15 protein-coding genes and 1 tRNA gene are annotated in these 23,226 nt (G+C 37.7%); 8 read left to right on the top strand and 8 right to left on the bottom strand.

What is annotated here, in order from left to right:
• Nucleotides 1-49 precede the first annotated feature (49 nt).
• From NCWK1_RS03475 to NCWK1_RS03510, 7 genes are all read left to right on the top strand, one after another.
• On the top strand, nucleotides 50-1,834 hold the full coding sequence (locus NCWK1_RS03475; protein WP_146033936.1) for an SH3 domain-containing protein: 1,785 nt from the start codon (nucleotides 50-52) through the stop codon (nucleotides 1,832-1,834).
• A gap of 321 nt (nucleotides 1,835-2,155) precedes the next feature.
• Nucleotides 2,156-5,833 (top strand): ATP-binding protein, encoded by a 3,678-nt coding sequence (locus NCWK1_RS03480; protein WP_146033937.1) that lies wholly within the window; start codon nucleotides 2,156-2,158, stop codon nucleotides 5,831-5,833.
• 137 nt (nucleotides 5,834-5,970) lie between these two features.
• Nucleotides 5,971-6,645: a hypothetical protein gene (locus NCWK1_RS03485; RefSeq protein WP_103123736.1), complete on the top strand. Its 675-nt coding sequence runs from the start codon at nucleotides 5,971-5,973 to the stop codon at nucleotides 6,643-6,645.
• A 67-nt stretch (nucleotides 6,646-6,712) separates the two neighbouring features.
• The gene (locus tag NCWK1_RS03490) at nucleotides 6,713-8,260 is read left to right on the top strand and encodes a VMAP-C domain-containing protein (RefSeq protein WP_103123861.1); all 1,548 of its coding nucleotides are present in this window, start codon (nucleotides 6,713-6,715) and stop codon (nucleotides 8,258-8,260) included.
• Nucleotides 8,261-8,281: 21 nt separating this feature from the next.
• The gene (locus NCWK1_RS03495; RefSeq protein WP_103123737.1) at nucleotides 8,282-9,328 is read left to right on the top strand and encodes an AAA family ATPase; all 1,047 of its coding nucleotides are present in this window, start codon (nucleotides 8,282-8,284) and stop codon (nucleotides 9,326-9,328) included.
• Nucleotides 9,325-12,363 carry an SAV_2336 N-terminal domain-related protein gene (locus NCWK1_RS30020; RefSeq protein WP_245894814.1) on the top strand — a complete coding sequence of 1,013 codons (3,039 nt, stop codon included), beginning with the start codon at nucleotides 9,325-9,327 and terminating at the stop codon, nucleotides 12,361-12,363. The genes NCWK1_RS03495 and NCWK1_RS30020 overlap by 4 nt, the downstream gene beginning before the upstream one ends.
• Nucleotides 12,364-12,550: 187 nt before the next feature.
• On the top strand, nucleotides 12,551-14,875 hold the full coding sequence (locus NCWK1_RS03510) for an NACHT C-terminal helical domain 2-containing protein (protein WP_103123738.1): 2,325 nt from the start codon (nucleotides 12,551-12,553) through the stop codon (nucleotides 14,873-14,875).
• A gap of 28 nt (nucleotides 14,876-14,903) precedes the next feature.
• On the opposite strand, the gene NCWK1_RS03515 is transcribed toward NCWK1_RS03510, so the two are convergent.
• Together NCWK1_RS03515 and NCWK1_RS03520 are read right to left on the bottom strand one after the other, a co-directional pair.
• Nucleotides 14,904-15,212, bottom strand: a complete 309-nt coding sequence (locus NCWK1_RS03515) for a HigA family addiction module antitoxin (protein ID WP_103123739.1) — start codon at nucleotides 15,210-15,212, stop codon at nucleotides 14,904-14,906.
• 14 nt (nucleotides 15,213-15,226) lie between these two features.
• Complete coding sequence (locus tag NCWK1_RS03520; RefSeq protein ID WP_281259078.1) at nucleotides 15,227-15,541, bottom strand: type II toxin-antitoxin system RelE/ParE family toxin; 315 nt, start codon at nucleotides 15,539-15,541, stop codon at nucleotides 15,227-15,229.
• A 149-nt stretch (nucleotides 15,542-15,690) separates the two neighbouring features.
• Here NCWK1_RS03520 and NCWK1_RS03525 point away from each other — a divergent pair, with 149 nt between their 5' ends.
• Nucleotides 15,691-16,122, top strand: a complete 432-nt coding sequence (locus tag NCWK1_RS03525; protein WP_103123741.1) for a hypothetical protein — start codon at nucleotides 15,691-15,693, stop codon at nucleotides 16,120-16,122.
• A gap of 192 nt (nucleotides 16,123-16,314) precedes the next feature.
• Here NCWK1_RS03525 and NCWK1_RS03530 read toward each other — a convergent pair whose 3' ends face one another.
• The 6 genes from NCWK1_RS03530 to NCWK1_RS03555 form a co-directional block, all read right to left on the bottom strand.
• Nucleotides 16,315-16,902 carry a hypothetical protein gene (locus NCWK1_RS03530; RefSeq protein ID WP_103123742.1) on the bottom strand — a complete coding sequence of 196 codons (588 nt, stop codon included), beginning with the start codon at nucleotides 16,900-16,902 and terminating at the stop codon, nucleotides 16,315-16,317.
• A gap of 206 nt (nucleotides 16,903-17,108) precedes the next feature.
• Nucleotides 17,109-20,186: a DUF3987 domain-containing protein gene (locus tag NCWK1_RS03535; protein WP_103123743.1), complete on the bottom strand. Its 3,078-nt coding sequence runs from the start codon at nucleotides 20,184-20,186 to the stop codon at nucleotides 17,109-17,111.
• Nucleotides 20,187-20,504: 318 nt separating this feature from the next.
• Nucleotides 20,505-20,771, bottom strand: a complete 267-nt coding sequence (locus NCWK1_RS03540) for a hypothetical protein (protein ID WP_103123744.1) — start codon at nucleotides 20,769-20,771, stop codon at nucleotides 20,505-20,507.
• An 81-nt stretch (nucleotides 20,772-20,852) separates the two neighbouring features.
• Nucleotides 20,853-21,749, bottom strand: coding sequence for a hypothetical protein (locus NCWK1_RS03545; RefSeq protein ID WP_103123745.1), 897 nt, complete (start codon nucleotides 21,747-21,749; stop codon nucleotides 20,853-20,855).
• Between the two features lie 12 nt (nucleotides 21,750-21,761).
• On the bottom strand, nucleotides 21,762-22,874 hold the full coding sequence (locus NCWK1_RS03550) for an Arm DNA-binding domain-containing protein (RefSeq protein WP_340641193.1): 1,113 nt from the start codon (nucleotides 22,872-22,874) through the stop codon (nucleotides 21,762-21,764).
• A gap of 228 nt (nucleotides 22,875-23,102) precedes the next feature.
• Nucleotides 23,103-23,175 (bottom strand) — tRNA-Phe (locus tag NCWK1_RS03555).
• Nucleotides 23,176-23,226: the final 51 nt, after the last annotated feature.

A 23,226-nucleotide genomic window follows, 5' to 3' on the forward strand; every position in this document is an offset into this window, starting at 1 on the left:
AACTATCCGACAAGTTTTTCAGGAAGTTCTGGCCGAAACTGATGACTCTGTGCAGATCGAAGATCTGCCGCCAATAGAGGCAGACTATCGCCTTATACATTATATTTTAACTTTTATATCTCTATTCAGTACTTCAATTGCTTGGTTGGTCGTGGGATCTTGTGTCAAATCAGAGTTTCCAATTGATTATGTTTTGAAGCTAATTATTGCTTGCTTAAAAGGCCCAGGATATTTATCGAGGGTTTTAAATAAGGAGCAACTAAAGCTATATCAAATTCAACAAGATACTTCTGTTTTACAAGAAAAAATCAAACAGGGAACTTTAGGATTAAACGAATTAAATAAGCGTGAGTATAGTATAAATATTCTGGAGGGAACTATTAAGCGTCTCTACCAAGAAATCGAAAGTAAAGATGAGTCACTTGTTAGAATTTTACGCAACCTGGAACGTCAAAAGAGGGTGATTCAGATAAATTTAGAACCCTTAAAAAAGAGAGAAGACCCAAAGCTCTATAAACTAGAAAAGCTCTTACAAATTCTTACCGAAGGTACAACTTCACTTGAACGAGATTTTGAACGCATACAGCATATCCTAAGAAATTTGAGTAATAAGTACAACGTGAGTTCACAAACTCCTTCAAGCAATTCAGCATCAAACTTAATAGAAGAACTAAATCAAATCATAAATAGAAACTCTCAAAGTATGGAACTCTCAAGGATATCATCCCTGAAGAGAGTCCTTTACTTATTGCAATGGATGTTTTCATCAAAAGATAGCTCTTATTATCCAGATGTTAGTCTAATCAATTCTGATAATTTCAATAAAAAAAGTATTGTTTTAGAAGATAATACAAATTACAACTTAGATGATATTCAATTACCAGAGGATATTAAAAATTACAGTCTGGATATTAATGGTAATAATTTAGAAGAGTCAAAGCAAAGAGTTCTGGATAGGGAATCCTGGATAAATTTAGTCAACGATCAAATAGGAAAGGCACTAATAGAAACAAATGCAGCCTCTCCAGATTGGATAGATAAAATAAGACAAGGAATTAGTAATGAATGGATTAAAATTGTCTTAATTTACGGATTTGATAATCAAAATTTTGCTAGAATAGAACTAGCTTTTGATATTGATTGGAATAATCGGGAAACTACTTTTTGGAATAGCAAAAGTTCCGAAAGAGCTATTAATTTAGATAATGCTATAGAAAGTTTTAAATCATTTTCTATAGACAATCAACTTGTTGTTGAGTGGCGGGTGCAGTACACGCATCCTGAAAATACAGATTTTTATAACAAAGAATTGGGTTTTGAACAAGCTCAACCAGTTAAATGGGCGACACAGGGGAAAGTTTTCAAAGGTTTGATTCTGGAATTTCAAAAACTGGTGGGTATTGAGCTATTCCCTAAACTTAGTATTGAATTAAATTATGGGCCAAATAATTATCGAAAAGCTAGGCAGTCTAATCCTATACCTACAAACTTATCTACTGGTTACATAGTTGCTTGTATAGTACTTAGCTTTATACTTTTAATAACTATTGATTATTACAATCGACAATTAAAAATTTCATCATTCCAACAGAATTCTTCAAAAAGGAGCTTGTCACCAAGCGAACGTAAGCCAGATATTTATGGGATAATTAAAGTGAATATTCCTGGTAAGAACAGAGCTAATTTACACCTAACTCCCAATGGTAAAAAAAATGGTTCCTTACCAAATGGTAACCGTGTAATTTTGGGAGAACTTAGTAGCGATCGCCGATGGCGGCGGGTGACAACTAAAGATGGACGATCTGGTTGGGTACTGGCTAAATTTGTTCAATAAATTTGTGCTAGTTTACATTTAGAAATTAGTTGCTCGATTCCGACAAAAATATTTGATATGGCACTCCTAAGCTAATGGTTAGAGCCTGTGAAGAAGCAACTTTTACAATTTGCTATTTAGATAGCTTACTAAGAAAGTATTTCTGACTCAAAAAAGGCAAGGTTGTTAAGGGACAGGCTCTTAAATCGTGGTTTATAGATTGTATCTTGGCAAGGGAAGTATGCAGTTAAAGTTATTCTTCGATTACGTATAAGCTACTATCTTTTTGCAATAGTTATAATACTGAGCATATTTTGTCAAATTTTACATATGCTCAAATGTTTGCTTCGTTTGCTGACTAACCTCAAACTGGCAGCCAACAATACATCGGGTGACCCAATTGCCATCCTTGAACGCATTGTTGCGGGAAAACACACTGAAGCTGATCTGCTACTGCTCCGACATATTTTAATTGTGGGCAAAAACCAACAACTCATGCAGTTGGGCAAGTACAACGTCAATATCGGACAGGGGCAAGATATCCAAATTGGCGATCGCATTTACAAAGGTTCAAGTGCAGAAACGATACGACAAGTATTTCAGGAAGTTCTAGAAACTAGCCGCCTACGCAGCTTAGTCACACACAATGAATTTGCAGCCAGAGTAGAGCAAGTACTAACAAATTCCCAAGGGCTGTTCGTTGGGCGAGAAAGTATCCGCCAAGAATTGAAAGATTTTTTAGTTGGAAGCATTAGAGTTATTGTTATACACGGATCTGGTGGATTAGGCAAAACACGTCTGCTATTGTCATTGCCAGAGATTGTTCCTGAAGGGCGATCGCTGTGGTATGTTCGCAACACAGCCGAGTCAATAGAACCAGACTTGGTATCACTAGAGCGTGAACATCAGCACATCATTGTTGTAGACGATGCTCACCGCTTTAATCTTTTACCGCAGTTGCGTGAAGTCCTAGTCAACCCAGAATTTGCCAGTAAAGTTACCCTAATTTTAGCTACACGTAGCGTTTTTAAAGACTCAATATTGTATCAGTTAGGAACATTACTAGATAATCAATTTGCCACTGTTGAAGTCAAACCTCTAAGCAACCAGGATATTAACCAAATTCTAGAAGCTTCTCCTTACAACATTGCTGAAGAAGATATTCGTTATGCCATAGTTAAAACGGCTGAAGGTAATCCTCTATTTGCTGGTATTGCTGCTCGCCTAGTTCAGCAAGGAAAAACACTAGCAAACCTCTCTCGTGAACAGATACTAACGAATTACCTAGATGAAATCATTAAAGATTTAGCTGAAGTGAACGACGGCGATCGCCAATTTTACATTCGCTATCTGCAAATACTAGCTGCTCTTGGAAGCATCAATCTTGGAGAAGAGGAATTACAGGGAAAGATTTATGAAGTTATTGGTATTTCTGAGATTGATGAACCGAGAATCATAGCTCGTTTAATGGAAGCAGGCATTATAGAAAAATATTGGAAAACTATAAAACTTTCTTCTGAAGTTTTAGCTGACCACATTTTAATTACCCAATTTTTTGCTCAACAAACTAGACGAGCAGATTATCAAAAGCTAATTATCGAACCATTCTTTAATTTGAAGCCAAAAGAAATTCTTAGAAATTTGGCTGAGGCTGAAATTAAAGGAGAATCTTCGGAAGCAGGTTCATTACTAACTTATAAATTAAATGAATTTAGCCGATTAGTACAACACGAAGGCAATTGTGTTCGCTTCAATCTCTTAAACTGGCTAAAAGATGTAGCATATTTGAGAGCAGAAGATGTTATATCTATCGTCGCTTTGATTGTTGATGCACCTGAACTACCACCACAAAATATTCCTGACGAATTTTGGGAAGGCTTCCAGATTAGTCATGAATGGGTCTTAAGCAGTGTTATCGAAATTTTAGAACGTACTATATATCGAGGTGGATTACATAATTCGATTATTTATTTACATAAACTTGCCACATATAAACTAGAAACACAAGAGTATTGGGTAGTTCGAGATAAAGCAAGAAAGGCATTAGGAAAAATTGCAGAATTTCAGAGAAATAAGTCTTATGATGTACAACTTATATTACTTGAATTTATTTCAAATTGGTTAAAGGAGAACTGTCTCACCAATCTGCCTCTGAGCCTTCCGTTACTTCAGTGTATGTTAAAAATAGACTTTCATAGTGCAGAAATTAATCCGATTCAGGTAGGGAGTATTGTTATTTACCGGGGCGATCTAATAATATCAGACACCTTAAAACAAATTCGTGAACATTCTCTAGGGATATTATACACGGCATATCAGCAGGCACAAGATTTACCGACTAGGCTACAAATTGTTCAAGTTCTGTGCAATGGAGCAACACCTTATTTAAGCTCAAGAGAGCAAGTTTCTACCAAAACTAGAAATCAATTATGTTCTGATTGTGCAAAAACAGCAGATTTCTTCTCAAACTCTGTTATGAAAAATGCAGAATTACCTATTTTAGACAAACTAGCAGAATGGTCAAGTCAAGCGAAAAAAATTCATAAATATCAGTCAGCAGAACTAGATATTTTACAACAGAACCTGAAAGACCATAAAACTTATCAACTGTACCGACTTCTTGTTGGTAGATACAGATTAGATGATGAAGAAAATCAAATTAATTTACAACATTTCGATGGGAAGCACGCAGAAACAAAATGGCAACAAGCACAAGAGCAAAAACAACAAAAGATTAATGAATATGTTCAATCAATTTCAACATTAAACCTAGAGAAATTTATCCAAGAATTAGACACTATAGCTAACCAAAATTTAAGCATCGGTAAAAATAACACCTTTGGACTCAACGATTTACTGAGGTTACTTGGAGAAACACAAACTGAAATATCTCAAAGTTTTATAGACAAAATAATAACTAACACTAACAGTCTAAAACACCATCTTGGTTTTGTTTTAGCAGGAGTGCGTTTAAGTAACCAAGAATTAGCTAGAACATACGTTAGGTCATGGATTGAACAAGATGATACCGTTCTTTGGGTAGCGATCGCCATTAGTTATCGCTACATTGATTGGAGTCAACCTCAGCTAGAAGAAGAATGGCATATTCTTAGACAACTCGTAGCAAAAGAATCTCCTGTACTAGATCCGGCAATATTCTGGAGTTTACAGCAACTCGCACCATACAATTCCGATTTGGTGGTAGAACTTTTAAAGACTTTAGCTACTCGTGGTAATGAAAATATTCTGTGCCATGTAGCCGAGACAGTATCATGGCAAATTGGTAGCAACAATGAATATGCTGTTCAATTTAATGACACACAAGATTTGATTGAGATTATCTCTAATTTCGAGCGGCTTTCTCGCTTAGATTATGATGCTGAAGAATGCTTAAAACGTCTTGGTGATATTGCTCCAATGCAGTTGATAGATTTTATAGAACGTCGAATTAAGGCTAATCAAAACCAGTATTACGTCGGCAATTTTTACGAAGCATTCCCCAAACCTTTCTCCTCAGCTTTTGACCATATACAATCAAAATCAGAGTATCCTGAAATTCTACGCCGTGTAAGAAATTGGATGCTGGAAAATGATGAATTCTTACTAAGTTTAGAAGCTCCAGCTTTGTTGCAAGCACTTTCTATGAATTTAGCAGGTGAGCTATATAAAGTTTTAGTGGAATGGATTGATGCTGGAGATATTGATAAATTAAAAGCCGTAGTCAAGATTATTCGTGAGTTTAACTCTGGACAAGAGTTTTATGATTTAAGCCGAGAGATTATTCTGCGTACACAAAACGAGGATGTTAAATCATATATTTATGGTGCTATAAACTCTACTCCTGATGTAGTAGAAGGGGCGATGTCTAAATTTTATCAGCAACGAATTGAAGAAGTATTACCTTGGTTAACAGATGATAATATTCATGTCAAATTATTCGCTAGACAGATTATTCAATCTCTTCAAATAAATATTGAAAGTGAGGAGGGTGTGCAAAAACTTAGAGAACGCAATTGGTAAGTTGTTTGATTACAAACAACTAGAGCAATTTATGAAAAATAGTTGCTGCAATAGTTAAGATAACTTAATTATTGACTAGATTTTTTGAATGAAATACCTTATTTCTATACGAGAATTTACTGTTTTAATTAAAACTAATGATATCCCCTGAAGAGTTAAACTCTATACTAGAGCGCATAGTAAAACACCAGCATACTGAAAGTGATATCGCGCTTCTCCAAAAGTGGCTCAGTAATGGTAGTCAGATTGTCTCTCAGCAAGGGAAATATGCAGTCAACCTAGGGCAAGGGCAGGAAATCCACATAGGCGATCGCATTTACCAAGGTGCAGATGCTAAAGCAATTAAGCAAATAGTTGGCAATATTGTTCAAGAATTGCAACAATGTACATCTACAAAACCAAAATCTCTAGCCGCAGAATTGATTGCTACTTTAAATAATGCGAAGTTTCAGGGGAAAGAAGGTGAGCAAGGCGGTACGGGAAGTTTTTATCAGTATGAGATTTACCTGGATGCTCTCAGTCTTGAAAATGAACAGAACAAAGATAACTATCAAGAATATACTCTAAGTGGTAATTGGTCATCCTTTGTTTATAAATATGTTTATGTTTTTAACAAGGTGGTTGATACACCTTGGGGACATAACAAAAAACCTTATGGTCGCTTTCAGGTTGTAGTTAAAAGCATCAATGGAGTTGTGGAAGGTATTCGGGTTAAAGCTGACCGATATAACGATAATGCAAATAACTACGCAGCTAATAAAGTGGAACAGTTAATGGAGTTCAAAATAAAGGAGATAACCCGCAAAAATTAAAGACTAAGCTCAAGCACATTTGAGTTGCATACTTAACTTTCATCAAAATTTTGTGTGGAGTAATAGTGTGGCTGATCAAGATAATTTGAATGACATTATTGAGCGTATCCTTAAAGGAATTCAGACTGAAGATGATATTGAACAACTGCGACGATCGCTCACAATAGTTGAGGGTGTATTGCAGTTAGTATCTCAAGATGGCGAGTTTAACACTAATATTGGCCAGATAACTGGAGGAGATATTCATATAGGCGATCGCACTTACCAAGGTGCAGATGCCGCAACAATTCAGCAAATAGTTCGCAATGTCTTTCAAGAAACAAGTCGTATGCATCAAAATACTCAGGGTGGCGATGCAGCCGCTAGAGATATTGATAAACGTATTACTTATGAAAATTGTACATTTATTCAATTCCTAGCTAAAGATAGTAATCTTGGCAATTCTTCTCAAAATTTATTAAATGAATCAGATTTTTCTGGCATTTCTCAAGAAAGTATTCAACAAGCATATCAAGACTCTTTGCCTCCTGATGCTAGTGTATGGAATTTAGAGGTGAAGGATACAACACAAAGATTACAGGTGATTGAGGAATTTAGAAAATCATTGGAGTTTGTGCAAAGGTTAATCCAAGATGAAAGGATTCCTCAAGAGAGTCGTGATAAATTAAGTGCTTTAGCTGAAGAATTAGCAGCAAAAAAGCACTCAGGCGATAAGACTAAACCACCTACAAATTTTTTGTCTAATCCACAAGGGCAACTAGAATCTTATTTAATTGCTACTATTGAGCGTTGTGACGATGATAATGAGCAATTTTTAATGAATGCTTGGTTAATTATTGATGATTCCTTACCAGTAAACAGCCTCTCTAAGTTTATCTCTCTATTAGATCAAGATGAACAACAACTAGGAAGAATATGTAAATTTAATGAGATACAACAACAACTCAACAATTTCTTAAAGACAAGTCTTAAACATCTTATAGGTAAAAGATACCAGCTAATTATTGAAGTATTTTTACCGAGAGATTTGATTGACACTGAGATAGATCGCTGGGAAATTTCTGAATCAATACCTAACCCAATGGTAGAAAAAACAATTTTAGGTACTGAGTACCCAATTCGATTACGTTCACTAGAACGTTTAAATTGTGGATATTTAGCGCGTTATTTATCTGATTGGTATAAATCTTGGGAAAAGGTTAAAAGTGTTTTACATGATAAACCAAGTCAAGAACTATTTGAACATCTTCAAGAAATGGAAAATTTTAATTGGAAGCTGTTAAAAATTAGTTTGAAAGAAAAAATCGGAATTAAGATAACTTGCGCTCCGCCTAGAACCAAAATCAAAGAGTTGTTTGAAGCTATATTAAAAGCAACGACACCGATTGCTATCTGGACAAGATGTGATATTCCTAATCTCGATCAAGTAACAGCAATAGATGAAGTCTTAAGCTTTAAACCACTATGTCATTTGTGTGAATCAGTCAGACAAAAAAGAGAACAAGCTGATGCTCAAACGGAGGAACATTTAGGTTTTCATTTAGCACTGCTTTGGGAAGATCCTTATCGTCTTACACCTAATGTCATGCTGCAATTAACTACACCAGGACAATAACAGGGAGTTGAAATCAATACAATGACTGATTGGAAAATTTTTCAAGGTAATAGTGAACCACACGATAATATTAATCAACTTCCCCCGCCTCCCAGTTGGCGTAAATTTCTGGGTGCAGATGATGAATTAGTGAACGAAATTGAGCAACGCTGGCAAAAATTTTCTGAGGGTTTAGAGCAGGATACAAGGAACGAGCAACGTGGTAAAAGTTTCCGCATCCACACTGATAAAAGTAATGATAAAAATACTGTTATTAATATGGTCAATGCTGCCCTGTATTTAAGACGACCTTTGTTAGTAACGGGAAAACCTGGGACAGGTAAAACGTCTTTGGCTTATGCTGTGGCGTATGAACTAAAACTGGGGGCGGTTTTACCTTGGTATATTACTGCTCGTTCTACCTTGCAGGAAGGATTATATCGTTATGATGCGATCGCTCGGCTGCAAGATGTACAGATGGGTGATAAAAGTAAGGATATTGGTCGCTACATTCAACTAGGCCCATTAGGTACAGCACTCCTTCCTTCTCATCGTCCGCGTGTGTTGCTGATTGATGAAATAGACAAAAGCGATATTAATTTACCCAATGATTTACTCAATTTGTTTGAAGAAGGGGAATTTGAAATTCCAGAATTAGCGCGGATTTCTAAAGAAGTGAATCAGGTAGAAGTTCGCACCTATGACGGGATGGATGTCCCCATTAAAGCCGGTAAAGTACGCTGCCAAAATTTTCCTTTCATTTTGTTAACAAACAACGGTGAGCGAGATTTTCCCCCAGCATTTTTGAGGCGTTGTTTAAGGTTAAATATGCCTTATGAACCTGATGCAACTGCCTTAAAGGATATTGTGAAAGCACATTTAGGTAGTGACGTGATCACGAATGATGAAGAAAAAATCAATGAATTAGTTGCAAAATTTAGAACATTACGAGAAGGTGGTGATATAGCCACAGATCAATTGTTAAATGCCATTTATCTAGTCACTCGTGAGTTTAAACCAGCACCAGCAGAAGAAAAAGACCTGATAGAAGTGTTGCTGAAATACTTAACCAGTGCGGAGGACAGATGATTGACCAGTTAATAACTGCATTGAGTAAAGAAGTAGAAATGTCAGCCGAAGAAATTGCTGATACGATTTGGCTGGCACTGCAATTGCATGGATTTCAAGCTGAGTCAGTCTCCTATGATATTCAGAAAGACGAAAGAACATTGTCAAAACCCCAATCACATACTACACAGTTAGAAGAAATACCAAATCAACGACCAAAAGAACAAAAAGCAGGCATTTATCTTCCAACCAAACAAAAAACCTCAAAATCTTTAGGTTTATCTTTTAAAGTTCCTGATGCTCCTTCTTTACGCCAACCTTTAACCTTTGCACGAGCGTTAAAGCCCTTAATGCGTCGTGTTCCTTCTGGGAAAGAATTAGTCTTAGATGAAGCCGCCACCGTCCAACGAATTGCTGATGAAGGGCTTTGGATACCTGTACTTAAACCCGCAGTAGAACCTTGGTTAGATTTGGAATTAGTGGTTGATGAAGCCATTTCCATGCAAATTTGGAGATATACCATTAGGGAATTAGAACGACTACTAAAAAACTACGGAATTTTCCGAGATGTGCGGGTTTGGGGACTAATTACAGATGAAAACGAACAAGTACAGATTCGGCGGGGTATTGGTACAGCAGCTAAAAATCAAACTCTCCGTAGTCCCAAGGAATTAATTGACCCCAGTGGTCGGCGTTTGGTTTTGGTAGTGAGTGATTGTGTATCATCTCTCTGGCGCAACGGAAGGGTTACACCTGTATTAGAACTCTGGGCAAAACAAGGGTCAATAGCAATTGTCCAGATGCTTCCTAAGTGGCTGTGGAAAAGAACTGCTTTAGGTAGAGCCTCAGAAGTACGGTTGCAGGCGTTGACTCAGGGAGCGTGTAACCAGAAATTAATCGCCAGGGAAGTGTCATTTTGGGATGAACTGGATGAGGAAACGGGGGTTAAAGTTCCTGTATTTACCTTAGAACAAGATAAGGTCGCTACTTGGGCGCAAATGTTGTCAGGTAGGGGCAATATTTGGACACTGGGATATGTCTTTAAGTTAAATGCAACTCCTGTTGATAAAGAAAGTAGTTTATTTAATCTTACTCATAGTGATTTGAGTGCAGAACAGCGTGTACAGGCGTTTCGGGTAACGGCTTCACCAATGGCAAGAAAACTTGCAGGATTATTAGCTTCTGCACCTGTTATTAGTTTGCCAATTGTGCGATTGATTAGGGAAACACTTTTGAAAGATTCTCAACAAGTTCATGTGGCTGAGGTATTCTTAGGTGGATTATTAAAGCCATTATCTGAGATTAATGCAGATACCAATCCTGATTATGTTCAGTATGAGTTTATGGATGGGGTGCGGGAGTTATTCGTTGATTCTGTTCCTTCTCAGTATGTTTTGAATGTAGTGGATGAGGTATCAAAGTATGTAGCGAAAAAAGCAGGTTTGTCACTAGAGGCTTTTGCTGCCGTATTGAGGAATCCGCGACAAGTTAGAGATAGTAAGATTGTTGAGGAAGTTGGATATTTTGCAACGGTTACGGCTCAGGTTTTGAGGTGTTTGGGTAGTGAGTATGTAAAGGTTGCTGAGGAGTTGGAATTAGATTATTTTGAATCTGATAAAAATTTGTATACAAATATTTCATCAGGAAACGCACTCTTTAGCCAAGGTCATGCCTGTATTGTTGGGGTTGGTGGTGATTTACCCAACACCGTAGATGATGCTGTCGGTCTTGCCAATATTCTCAAAGACGCGGAACGCTGCGCCTATCCACCTGAACAGGTGCATTTGTTGACTAAAGAACAGGCAAACCGAGAGGGAATCCTTACCACTTTAGATCAATTATCTAAATCAACTACACCTGATTCTACGGTAATTGTCTATTTTTCTGGGCATGGTTATGAAGTCAATAGTCCTATAGGAAAAACTTATTACTTGATGCCTTTTGGCTACGACCAAACCAAATTACATAAAACAGCGATTAATAGCGCAGAGTTCATTACTAAGCTACAGGCAATTTCTGCCAAAAAGCTGTTGATTTTATTTGACTGTTGCCATAGTGGGGGATTAGGAAATACGTCAAAATTAGGCTATGAAGCACAAAAAGCACCGCTTCCACTAGAGGCTCAAGCTTTGTTTAATGAAGGTAAAGCACTAGTAGTGATCGCTTCCTCCCAATCCGATGAAAAATCCTTTGCCGGCAGACCCTACAGTGCTTTTACATTGGCGTTAATCGAAGCCTTAGCAGGTAAAGGAGCTTCGCAAAAAGATGGTTATGTGCGGGTTGCAGATTTAGCTATGTATGTGCGTGAAGTAGTACCGAGAAGAACACGCGATCGCCAGCATCCCATTTTAAATTTCGAGCAAGCCGATAACTTTATACTGGCATACTATGCAGGTGGTGAAACTGAGCCGAAAGGATTACCCTTTGAAGGCGAACCAGATATTAAAGCCGAACTAGAGGCTTTTAACAAGATGACACCTGCTGAACGCCTTGAGGAAACACTGCATCGGGTTGAACAAGGAATGCAAACTGATGAAGACATAACATTTTTACGTCAGCTACTTCTAGCTGGTGATCGCCAAATCGCATTGCAACTGGGTAAGTACAACATCAATATAGGGGAAGGGAAAGAGATTCATATTGGTGATCGTATTTATCGGGGTGCTGACGCTGAGACAGTCAGAAAAATATCTAAAGAAATTTTGGAAGTAAATGCAATTGCTCCCACTACCCCGTTTTATATCTATATAGTTTATCAACATGATGAAGGTCTAAAAATCGATTCATATTCTTTTCCTTACAGTGACATCAAGAAAAATAGTGATTATCCTCGCTTCCTAGCCTTACTTAATCAACTTCCTAATCTGAAGATTCAGCCTGAGATGTCTGTAGTGTTTCGGATAAGTGATGAAGTTACTCTTGATAGCACTAATGCAACGGATAATGCTAATGCTGGGGTAATTGTTATTCCTCAAACTGTACTGGATTTTTTTGAGGACTCGCATCTTGCTTTTACTTACATCAAAAGCCATATCGATAAATTCATGAATGGGTAACTGTGATGGAAAGTTTTGTTAAAGCAGTTCTTAACGAGCTAGTTACATAAAGAAAGGAATGAAATCCTGAATCGGATTGAAAAGGGAAATGAAAGTGATGAAGATATTAAGGGTTATCATCAGAAACTTCTGGACAGTAATCGCCATCTCAACCCAACTAAAAATTGACTGCTGAACCATAATCAAAATGACCACCCCTGAAGAACTAAACGCCATACTTGAGCGCATCGTCAAAAAACAGCAGACTGAAACTGACATAACATTTCTGCGACAATCGCTCAGTGGTGGTCAAATTGTCTCTCAGCAAGGGAAATATGCAGTCAACCTGGGACAAGGACAGGAAATTCACGTAGGCGATCGCATTTACCAAGGTGCAGATGCAGAAATAATTCGAGAAATAATTCGGTCTCTCCTTGAGGAACTAAAAGCTACTGGTCAATTTACCGCATTTAAAGAGCAGAACCAGCAGTCTGTTGATGAACTGGTGCAACAAGTGCGATCGCGCATTCATGATGATATTCAGCGATTACATAGCACGATGCCATTATGGGGTGTAGATCACTGGGTTCCTTTAGGTGATTTGTTTGTGGATGTGAACATCCTAGAGGAACTGAGTAGTAGTCGTAGGTCAGAACTCGATGACTTGTGGCAAGATTTTACAACTGGGATGGAGAGGTATTCAGGCGATCGCAGTTTGGATCGCATTGGCTTAGGTAGAGAACGGCAAAGAGTTTCAGGACTAGAGGTACTGGCGAAAAATACGAATCTCATGGTGGTAGGTAAACCAGGTTCAGGAAAGACCACTTATTTGCAACGAATAGTTACCGAGTGTAACGCTGGCAATTTACAAGCGCACCGAATCCAAGCTTTGATTAAATCACGAGAGTTTGTAGAGGATGGACGTAAGTTTGCACATTCGCTGGAGCGTTATTTTGAGCAGTGCTGGCAGTTATCAAATACAGAAATTAATTTAATTTTCCATCAAGGTCGAGCATTAGTTTTGCTAGACGGATTAGATGAAGTAACAGGGGAAGATGGTAAGAACATCACCAAGCAAATTAAGCAGTTTGCTCGTTCTTATCCGCAGGTACAGGTAATTGTAACTTGTCGGACGCAAAGCCAAGAATCGCGGTTTGAGCGATTTGATTATGTAGAGGTAGCAGATTTTAGTCAAGCTCAAGTGAGATTATTTGCCGAGCATTGGTTTCAGGCAGTTATTGGGGATGACTCAGCAGGACTAACACAATCGCAGGAGTTTCTCAATCAGCTTTTTCTAGAAGCGAATCAATCAATTCGGGATTTAGCGATTACACCAATTTTGCTGAGTTTGACGTGTGCTGTGTTTCACCAAACTAGCAAGTTCTACTCAAAGCGTTCCAAGCTTTATGAGGAAGGATTAGAGCTACTACTAGAGCAGTGGGACAAGTCACGGGAGATTGAGCCAGATGAGATTTACCGAAATTTATCGCCAGAACAAAAGCTGGAGTTACTTAGTTATCTGGCGGTGAAAAAATTTGAGCAACCGCAGTATGTTTTGTTTGAGCAGGCAGAAATTGAGGGTTACATAGCAGAGTTTTTGAGAATTGGGCTGCGGGATAGTCGAGCAGTTTTGAAGGCAATCGCTTCTCAGCATGGGTTGTTGATTGAGCGAGCAAATAAAGTCTGGTCTTTTTCGCACTTAACGTTTCAAGAGTATTTAGTAGCCAAGTGGTTCTGTAACCACTCAGACTTGCAAAAATTAGCCCAGCATATTGTAGACATTTATTGGCGGCAAACTTTTTTATTAGTATGTGAAATGGCTTCTTATCAGACTGTTGATACTTTAATTGTTTCTATAAAACTAGAAATTGACTGTTTTTTGAATTTATCTAAGTATCAAAATTTCTTAAAATGGGTATACAAGAAAGCCAGCAAATTTAACGGTTCTATAAGACAAACTATGGCAAGGGCTTTTTATTTTTGTTTAGCTACTAGCTTTGAAGGCTATATTAAATATCCTGGTGGATTTAATTACAGCCTTGTGAGCAGTATTAATAGAATTATTGCTATGGATAAGCCCATTGACATTAACTATGCACTTGATAAAGCATTTGGACAAAAACTTTATATAGAGAATGTAAAAAATCAAGATTCATCAACTTTTCTTGGATTTGGATTAAGTTTGGACTATAACTTAAAACTTAAAGAAGCTTTAAGGAATCTGCTACATAGAGTTCCATCTAATGTTTTTAGGTACTCCAGATTTGAAGATGAATGGTGGAATAATAATCAACCAGCTTTTATTAAAAAGTTTAGAAATATAATAAACTCATATGCTGATATTAGTTACGACTGGAATTTTACAGATGCGGAAGAAGCAAACCTCAATAAATATTGGGGAATGAATGTTATATTGGTAGACTGTTTAAATAGTAATTGTAAATTGAGCGATAAAAAAAAGCAGGAAATTGAAGAGACATTATTACTACCGATCGCCGAAATCGAAAAACGCAAACGTGAAACAGCCGAATAGAACGAGAATCTCATGATTTGTATGAATTTTAGGCTACATCATTAGAGAGAAATTTAGGAATTTGATTGTAAACTTCTGAATTTTCTTCAAGGGCTTGACGTAAATCATATTGTGTTTGTAAATTTAACCAAAACTGGGCAGTGTTGCCAAAATAGTAGGACAGACGCAAAGCAGTATCTGCTGTAATACTGCGCTTTCCAGATAAAATTTCACTAATTCGTGTCTGAGATACACCTATATCTTTGCTTAATCGATAAGCTGTGATGTTCAACTGTTCTAAAAATTCTAGTTGCAGGATTTCGCCTGGATGAATGTTTGGCAATCGGTTGTTATTCATAATGATTTTTATACTTAGTGGTAATCGACTATTTCAACGTCCGAAGCATTGTTTTCATCTGTCCAAACAAAGCAAATCCGCCATTGGTCATTAATCCGAATACTGTACTGCCCACTTCTATCGCCAACTAGCTTTTCTAAGCGATTTCCAGGTGGAACGCGCAAGTCATTAATTGATGTTGCTGCGTCAAGGATAAGTAGTTTTCGTAAAGCAGTCTTCTGAATATTGGGTGGGTATTGAGAAGATGTAAAGCCTTCAAAAATTAGCTTTGTCTCTTCAGACTTGAAATTAACAATCACAATGATATCGTTTCGCGTTACTATCGTCAAACGTTAGTATACATTTCAAGTGGTAAATTTTGACATTGACCCAGCGATCGCTCATTCATAAATATGCCTAACAACAAGCTGCGCTGTATCTAAGTTTAGAATTTAACCGTAAGCATATCCTGTAAATATTTATCAGCGTGGTTATTAATATGACTGACGTAAACCCCAACATCACTGGAACTATTGCGATCGCACTACAGCCTCAAGATAATGGACAGTATATTTGCCAATTATCATCGTCTCTGAGCGATTCTCCTAGAGAAAATATACAATGCTACGGACAAACTAAAGAACACGCGATCGCGATCGCCTTAGAACAACTAGCCGATGAGTATCGCCGAATAGCAGAAGAACGACAAAATATAGCTTGGGACACTGTGGAGCGAGCTGGCTCTGGAGAGCCAATTACCAAGCATTACCATATAATTCTGCACTACGAGCGCATTGCAGAGGAAGAATCGAAATTTGACGCAATGCACAATACCATTATGGGAAATACGGTGGTAGAGAATGCTAATATTACCGTGATTGAGATTGATCCAGATATACTAATTGAGCCATTAACGCGATCTTGGGATTGATTGGGCTAGTGAAATTAACGAAATATAACGGGTGTTCAAGACTTTAGTGCTATTGCTCGCCTAATGAAATTAATGCGGACTGTTGTGTCTGGCGTTTCCACCTTTGAAATTTAAACTGGAAAAATCTTATCCATTCCCGCACAGTATTGAAGGCAAGAAGATAAAGTATCCAAAACGGAACTGTTGAATTGGCTATTTAACTAGCTGAACAGTTTTATAACCATACGAACCCATAGAATCCTGATTCTGCCGTTGCTGGCGGATTGTTGCTAAATTTTCCAATGCTTGGTTCAATCCTTTTAAAATGTGCCGCTCATATCGAGCTAATTTATCTGTATCTTGGGGCAAAGCCAGCGATTTTTGCTCTTCCTGTCTAATCTGTGCTTGCAAATTTTTCAGTTCCATACCCCCAGTTCTATCGCTTCCCAAATCCATGAGCGATTGCAAGGCATCAGGAAATTTAAAATTCATTTCGGCTCTCAATATAGCAAGATTGGCGATCGCCGCCTCCGCTTGCCAAAGCCGATTTAACTTGAGCCAACCCATTGCCACTTGCTGCACCAGCAGTTTTTCCGTAGCAGTTGTTGGTTGATATTCGTCAATTAAGGACTGTACAAATCCTTGAAATACCTCCAAATCTTCACCCATCACTAGTGGTGGATTAATCGAAAGTAAACCATGTCGTGTTGAGTTTCCAGAAGCAATAGATTTGCCCCTTTGTGTAACTGGCCCACGAGATTTTTTACCATTAGCTCGGCAGATTTCTGGATCGGCAACCATAAGCTTTCTCTTAAAAAATTTACTGTCATTATCATTACTTCTGTCCTTCACAAGTGGTAAAACTAATACGGTCTATGTATAGGTGAAGTAAAACTTAAAGTTTCCCACATTGCTAACTTCTCTATCCTTGCTGTTTTATGCTTGCTCTAGAACTTTATTAGCGATCGCGCTCTACTAAAAACACAACTGTTATTTTTCAGATGTGCTTATATTGGCTCAACTTCTGTGATATTTACTGGGATTGTGCGATCGCCCAAGTCAATGAATAATCTTTGGTTCCAAATTCCAACCACTTCAACGGCTACACCTTGGTATTTAACTTTATCTCCTCGTTTAAATTTGTAGACAGATGGAGAATTTAGCTCACAACTATGGCTGGTAAAGATTTCATCTGATTCTATCTCAGAACTTGTAGACAACTGTAGTTCATCTGTAGACTTATGAGGAACAGGCTCAAAGCTATTTTTATCAATACTTTCGGAAGTATGAGCTTGATTTGTAGATTTTGTAGACGATTCTCTATATAAATTTTTATCCAAGTTAACAACTGAAGCATCTGTTTGTAGATCAACTAATGTTTTGTCTAAATTCACCCGCTTAGAGAAATCGTCTACATCGTCTACAAAATTAGACACTTCTTTCTGTAATTCATTGTTTACAATAGTTTCAGAAGATAAACGATTATCTACAATTGGTCTACAATCATCTACAAAGTTTTCACTATTTTTGTCTGAAGTTATTGTTGTGATTGAAGTTGAGGTTTTTTTATTAGTTTTCAACAAGTTGTCTACAACTTTATCGCTTCTAAACTCTAATCGCTTACCAGTTCCTCTTAATTCCCCATAACCCATATCTACTGCCTTACTCATCAGTTCTCTAACATCGACTGATTTCATCCGTCCTTTAGCATTCTGACTGAGACTGACATCTCGTGCTGTGAGCCATCCTTCCTCACCTAGTGATTGGCGTTTTCTAGAAAGGTTAATCATGGCTAAAATTGCAGACTGTGTTGATTCTCCAGCAATTTGTAGATGCACTGTCTGAATCTGTTTTAATAGATGCTCAACTATATTCGCCGCCTGTTGTACTCGAATTAAGGGAATGATTGCTGGCGGAGTTCCACAAAAAGAATCTGATAGTTCATGGATCATATGGAGGTTTAATGATAGCCGACCCAACAGCCCTTTACATTTTTTTAATAACTCTTTCAAAGCACCGTTGGGCAGTCTTGCCGCTTCAAGTTGCCATTGTTTGTCTACACTGCGGAAATATTGGTAAGCCTCACCTGTAATATGGTACGTCTGAGGAATGCAATTAAGAGTCCCTCTGTACAGTCCTTGAAGCAGTCCAGTTAAGTCAATAATCTGTGTGTTCTCATCTGGTAGTAGACGTATCTCCTCATTCAGTATCGAAAAAGTAAATCTGGGCAGTAGCCCATCACTTGCTCCAAGCTGAAAATATTGATGAAGTATCGAGGGTTGTAATCCACCAAGCCAAGCTGTGTTACTTGCCTCAACACAAACGTTCTTTGAAACTTTCGCTTCACTAAATCCATCGCCATCATACAAACTGAGAAATTCTTGGCGGTCATTACCTTGACCACGTTTATATTGATTAAATCCACCGAACAAACCTGATAATTCATCAACAACATTAAGTATTGAGTAGCCCGGTGTTTTTGCAATGTAATCTTTCAATCCTTCCAATGTGGAGCCAGTTAAATACATCTTATTTAATGGCTTTGGTGGTTCTGGTTGTGGAGTGGATTTATCAGATTTTTCCCATACAGCTAATTTTCTGTTGTATTGTTCTGATTCTTCTTTAAATCGTTTAGCTTCTGCTGCTCTTAAAGCATTTAGGGGCTTCTTTACCAAAGCTCTAAAGATGATTGACTTACCAGTTCCAGACTCACCAACTAAAGCATGGTTAATGGCTGGATTTTGATAAAATTCATTGTGCTTATTTCCGATCAGAACCTGTGTACCAATCATGTGTGATGAACTGACTACGCTGATTAAACACATCATTAATGATGTCTGTGGTAGTGATTGGTTGATACTGAATAACATTAAAGCTTTTGCTACTGTTGGTGGTAAGAACTGCCTAACATCTAACTCAGTCTGGGAAGATTCTAATATTTTTTGAATGTCTTCTTTTATCAGTTCATCATCTTCAGATTTACGATGTTCTGCTTCTACATTGCTTAGAAAACTGTTTAACTTAATCGGATAATATTTTTTGTTGATCTCAGTTTTAAAACGACTAATTTCTGATTTTGATGCCTGAGAATCAAGCAAATTGATGTACTCAGCTTTAATATCATCGTATGGAATGGTAGCGGTAGGGTGAACAAGAACTTTTGATGGTTTGGCGATCGCCTGTTGGGGTTTCTCTGGTACGATATAGCCTTTTGATCTAGCGATGTCTACAGTGACTCTAAAAATTTCTTTGGTGTCACAGTTTTTATGGCAATGAAACTTTCCTGTATGCTCATTGATGTGTAGACTATCGTTACTTTCTCCGCCATGAACGGGACACTTACAAGTTATCCAGTTCTTACGGCCTCCAGGTTGATAACCCTCTAGATATTGGGACAGCTTTCGCATATCAGCCCAATCATCAGCAACAGGCGGATTGCTTCTTAATTCTGCTTCATGGGATGGAATTAATTCTCTCAAACTACTGTAGGTATAGCGTTTGCCAGTATTAAGGATGATTTGAGTTTGTCCATTAGCTACGTTATTTGGTGCAAAGTGCCAACAGCCTGCCAGCCTCATCACCCTTGATGGGTTCTTTAATGAGCGATCTGCGTCTGCATACTCCAGTAAGTCAGATTGCAGACTTTGCCACTGCTGAGGATCAATGGATTGATCAAAAATCCAATAGCTATGTATAGACTTGCCGCCAGTATCTATTTGCAAACTTGGTTCTGGCAGTCCAAGCGATCGCCATAATTCTCTCTGTACTTCTTTATCTAAATCGTCGTGTTCAATAAAAACCGCACGGCACTGAGTGACATCTTTATCTCTATGTCCACAGCCATTCACAACGAAGTAAACTCCTCTACCCTCAGATTGCAATTGACTAGCAATCTCGGCGAGTTCTCCTAAATCCCTAGTTTCTCGTTTTCTACCCTTATCGTTGTTTTTTCGTGGATCTTTTGCGGGATAAAAAGCACGGATATAGACTATGTAACCCTTGTTATATCCAAGTGCTTCCAGTTGCCCACGCATTTGAGCTACATCAATTTTAGGAGCAGTTGCTCCTTTACTTGGCGCATACATGGTGATCACTCTTCCTCTAGTGCAATAAATATTTAGAAATGATTTGATTAACTGCTTTTGAGAACTTAAGTGCTACCTTCTGGTACTTTTGATACTGGTTAAAATATTTCTTTCTCAATCAGAGATGGCTTTCAGTTTGAGAAGTTTTTTTTTAGCGCCTGTTGTATTTCGTATGCTATCTGCATATTGCTAGGCTTACGTATCTAACCCAGAAAGCAATCACAGTTCCTACACATTTGTGCAAGGTGATATTTTGCAGCACATCATGAGGTATTGCAACGCAACCAATACAGGATTGAAGCGGTTATCCAGTATTAGCTATGAATTGTTTCTGCTGTATTTTTTCTGATTAGAAGGTAGCGATCGCAAATAGTTCTCAATTGCTATTTGATGAACCTCTGGCGCATTACGATTAGCTACCCAGTCCAATATTAACGGCAGATTGTAGCGAACAGAGCGCGTGTTTAATCTCTGCCAGTGAATTCCTTCTAACCAAACACCAGAGTTTCGATACTTCTTGAAAGTAGAGTTTGATAAGCCTATCTTTTGGCGCAGAGTTATTTTTGAACAAAATTGGATGTCCATAAGTATTTTTGTACTATTACGGACACCATTGTTTACTAGGAATCCTTGAAACGTAAAGGATGTCTAAACTGCAAAGATTTGTTAAGCTTTCCATTTTGGCTTGACACCATAGGAAATCACTCCATTCTCACAATAATGAGAAACTTGCTTATGGATCTTCAACGCTGGGTCGCAGTAACTTTTAATTTGCAATTTATTTATTGCATATAGAATATTTGAATGAATTTCTAAAAATTTCTTGATTTCGGAGCATCCTTTCTCAGCTAAAGCATTAGCTATATAGAGAAATCTATCCAGCCAAATATGCTTAGTGGTATTTTGATCTATTAAAGCCCATAGTTTTTCTCTCTCAATCGGAGATAATTTGTTTTGGTGTTCTTTTCGCTTTAGTTTACTAATTTCTTGAATATCCTTAGCTTTATATTGGTAGTAGGGTAAAATATAAACTCCAAACTCTCCTTCAAGATCTTCTCGAATAATTTGGCATATTAACTCTAAATTATTATCAAATGTATAAGACCAATTATTTTTTAAATTGCTTATAATCAGATTACCCTGATTACAATTGATAAGATTATACATATTTTTATAAAGATCTGCCTCAAGCCATCTATATTGATAAGTCCACTCATCTATTATTCCATGATGAAGCATATGTAGAAGAAAATCATTATGCTGTCCTTTTATTGATAATAAACAGTGAGCTATCTCTAAAGTCTTCTCTTTAATCATTAACCAAATTTGTATAACACCATAATGTAGGTTATTGCCGCCTTCTAGTAAACTCATATCTGGTAAATTAGACATAAAAAATGCCATTATCTCTTCTTCTGTTCCTTTATTTGAGCCGACCGGAAAAAAGTTACATGTGGCATCCCAAAACGCATGATTGCCAACCTCTTTGATTAATGTACAAATTAATTGGCAATATCTACCTGTCAGCGTAAGTTTTATTAACTTCTCTTTTGGTTGATTCATTTTTTACTCCATTCAAGAGAGTTCAGGTGGTCTTAGATTTGTAAAGTTAGTAGCACCGTAGTGATTGTCAATCATCTTAGCGGAGGTTCCAGTCCATCGCCCTATCGCAGTGCTGTTAATATGTGACTCGACACATAAGCTGATAAATGTGTGTCGTGTCTGGTAGCTTTTACGATAGGGAATGCTGCATTTGGCTAAAATTGCCTTCCATGCACGATTAGAAAAGTTGTGATGGTCGATGAATTTTCCTTTTGGACTGCTAAAAATTAATGTTTCAGGGCTAGTTTCTTCGGGTTTAATCTCATCCAAAATCGCTTTTAATTCTGAATTGATTGGGAAATCGCGCTTTCTTTGGGTTTTTAGTCCTTCCTTCAGGACTAAGCCATCTTCAGAAACCACAACCGATTCTCGAAACTGAACTACACTATTTGTAATGTGTTTCCACTTCAAAGCAATTGCCTCAGATGGCCTGCATCCAGTAAAGAATAAGAAGCGTACATAGTGCGTGTAATGGCTGTAGTAGCGATCGCCAGCAAAAGTACGAATAATTAAATCTCTTTCTTCTTTAGTGAAAGGATTCACATCTTGTTCTTCTGTAGCACCCTTGGGCGTTTTGATTTTCATAGCAGCAAACGGGTTAGCCTCAATTAACCCTTCTTCCATTGCCCAATTACAGCAAGCTTTCAACTGAGTTAAACAACGTTTGGCAGCATCTGGAGTTAAGTTCGCCAAAAGATAATCTCGAATAGCGGATGCTTCATCTAGCGATCGCGTTGGTAACTTAGCGATGTGATTTCGATGCTTAGTAAAGTCTTTAGCGAAAGTACTAGGGCTGACTTGAGGCTTTTTGAACTCGCTGTATTTCTCCCACAACTCATTTAACTGTGGTTTTGGTTTTTGAATTGGTGTAACTGGTGTAACCGTACTTAGAGACGATGCAGGTTTGTACTTCGCTAAAGATTCGTCAAATCGCTCGTATAAGATATCTTTCTCAATCTCTGCTGCTTTATATTCTGCCAGTTTCCGGTTAGTAGGAGTATCAAGCAATCCTGTAGACAAGTAATGGCGCTTACCACCATAGTGAAACCTCAACTGCAATCGATCATTAGAGTTAATGATTGACACAGATCCTTTATACCCTCGTCCCTTAGAAGTTTTTGAGTACATATGTATTGATGGTGTAAGTATCCTCTACTCTACACCATTTACACCATTTTTACACCACTTTTTGGTCTAAAGGTGTCCAATAATGTCGAATATTTCTGAGAAATTTAGAACATTTGTTCTAAATTTCTCAGGGTCAATAAAGTAAAAGACCCTTGAAATCGTTGGATTTCAAGGGGTTTTTGTGTATGCCAGGAACGAGACTTGAACTCGTGACACGAGGATTTTCAGTCCTCTGCTCTACCAACTGAGCTATCCCGGCGCGGGCTTTGTTTTTGCGCCACGATTTATAAATTTAGCAAACAAAAAAGGA

The organism is Nostoc cycadae WK-1 (genome assembly GCF_002897135.1).
Classification (GTDB): domain Bacteria; phylum Cyanobacteriota; class Cyanobacteriia; order Cyanobacteriales; family Nostocaceae; genus Nostoc_B.

Excerpts from the sequence above, each read along its gene's own strand:
- NCWK1_RS03535 (WP_103123743.1), bottom strand. The coding sequence starts at position 20,186 with ATGTATGCGCCAAGTAAAGGAGCAACTGCTCCTAAAATTGATGTAGCT.
- NCWK1_RS30020 (WP_245894814.1), top strand. The coding sequence starts at position 9,325 with ATGATTGACCAGTTAATAACTGCATTGAGTAAAGAAGTAGAAATGTCA.
- NCWK1_RS03530 (WP_103123742.1), bottom strand. The coding sequence starts at position 16,902 with ATGGTTGCCGATCCAGAAATCTGCCGAGCTAATGGTAAAAAATCTCGT.
- NCWK1_RS03495 (WP_103123737.1), top strand. The coding sequence starts at position 8,282 with ATGACTGATTGGAAAATTTTTCAAGGTAATAGTGAACCACACGATAAT.
- NCWK1_RS03485 (WP_103123736.1), top strand. The coding sequence starts at position 5,971 with ATGATATCCCCTGAAGAGTTAAACTCTATACTAGAGCGCATAGTAAAA.
- NCWK1_RS03510 (WP_103123738.1), top strand. The coding sequence starts at position 12,551 with ATGACCACCCCTGAAGAACTAAACGCCATACTTGAGCGCATCGTCAAA.
- NCWK1_RS03515 (WP_103123739.1), bottom strand. The coding sequence starts at position 15,212 with ATGAATAACAACCGATTGCCAAACATTCATCCAGGCGAAATCCTGCAA.
- NCWK1_RS03525 (WP_103123741.1), top strand. The coding sequence starts at position 15,691 with ATGACTGACGTAAACCCCAACATCACTGGAACTATTGCGATCGCACTA.
- NCWK1_RS03545 (WP_103123745.1), bottom strand. The coding sequence starts at position 21,749 with ATGAATCAACCAAAAGAGAAGTTAATAAAACTTACGCTGACAGGTAGA.
- NCWK1_RS03540 (WP_103123744.1), bottom strand. The coding sequence starts at position 20,771 with ATGGACATCCAATTTTGTTCAAAAATAACTCTGCGCCAAAAGATAGGC.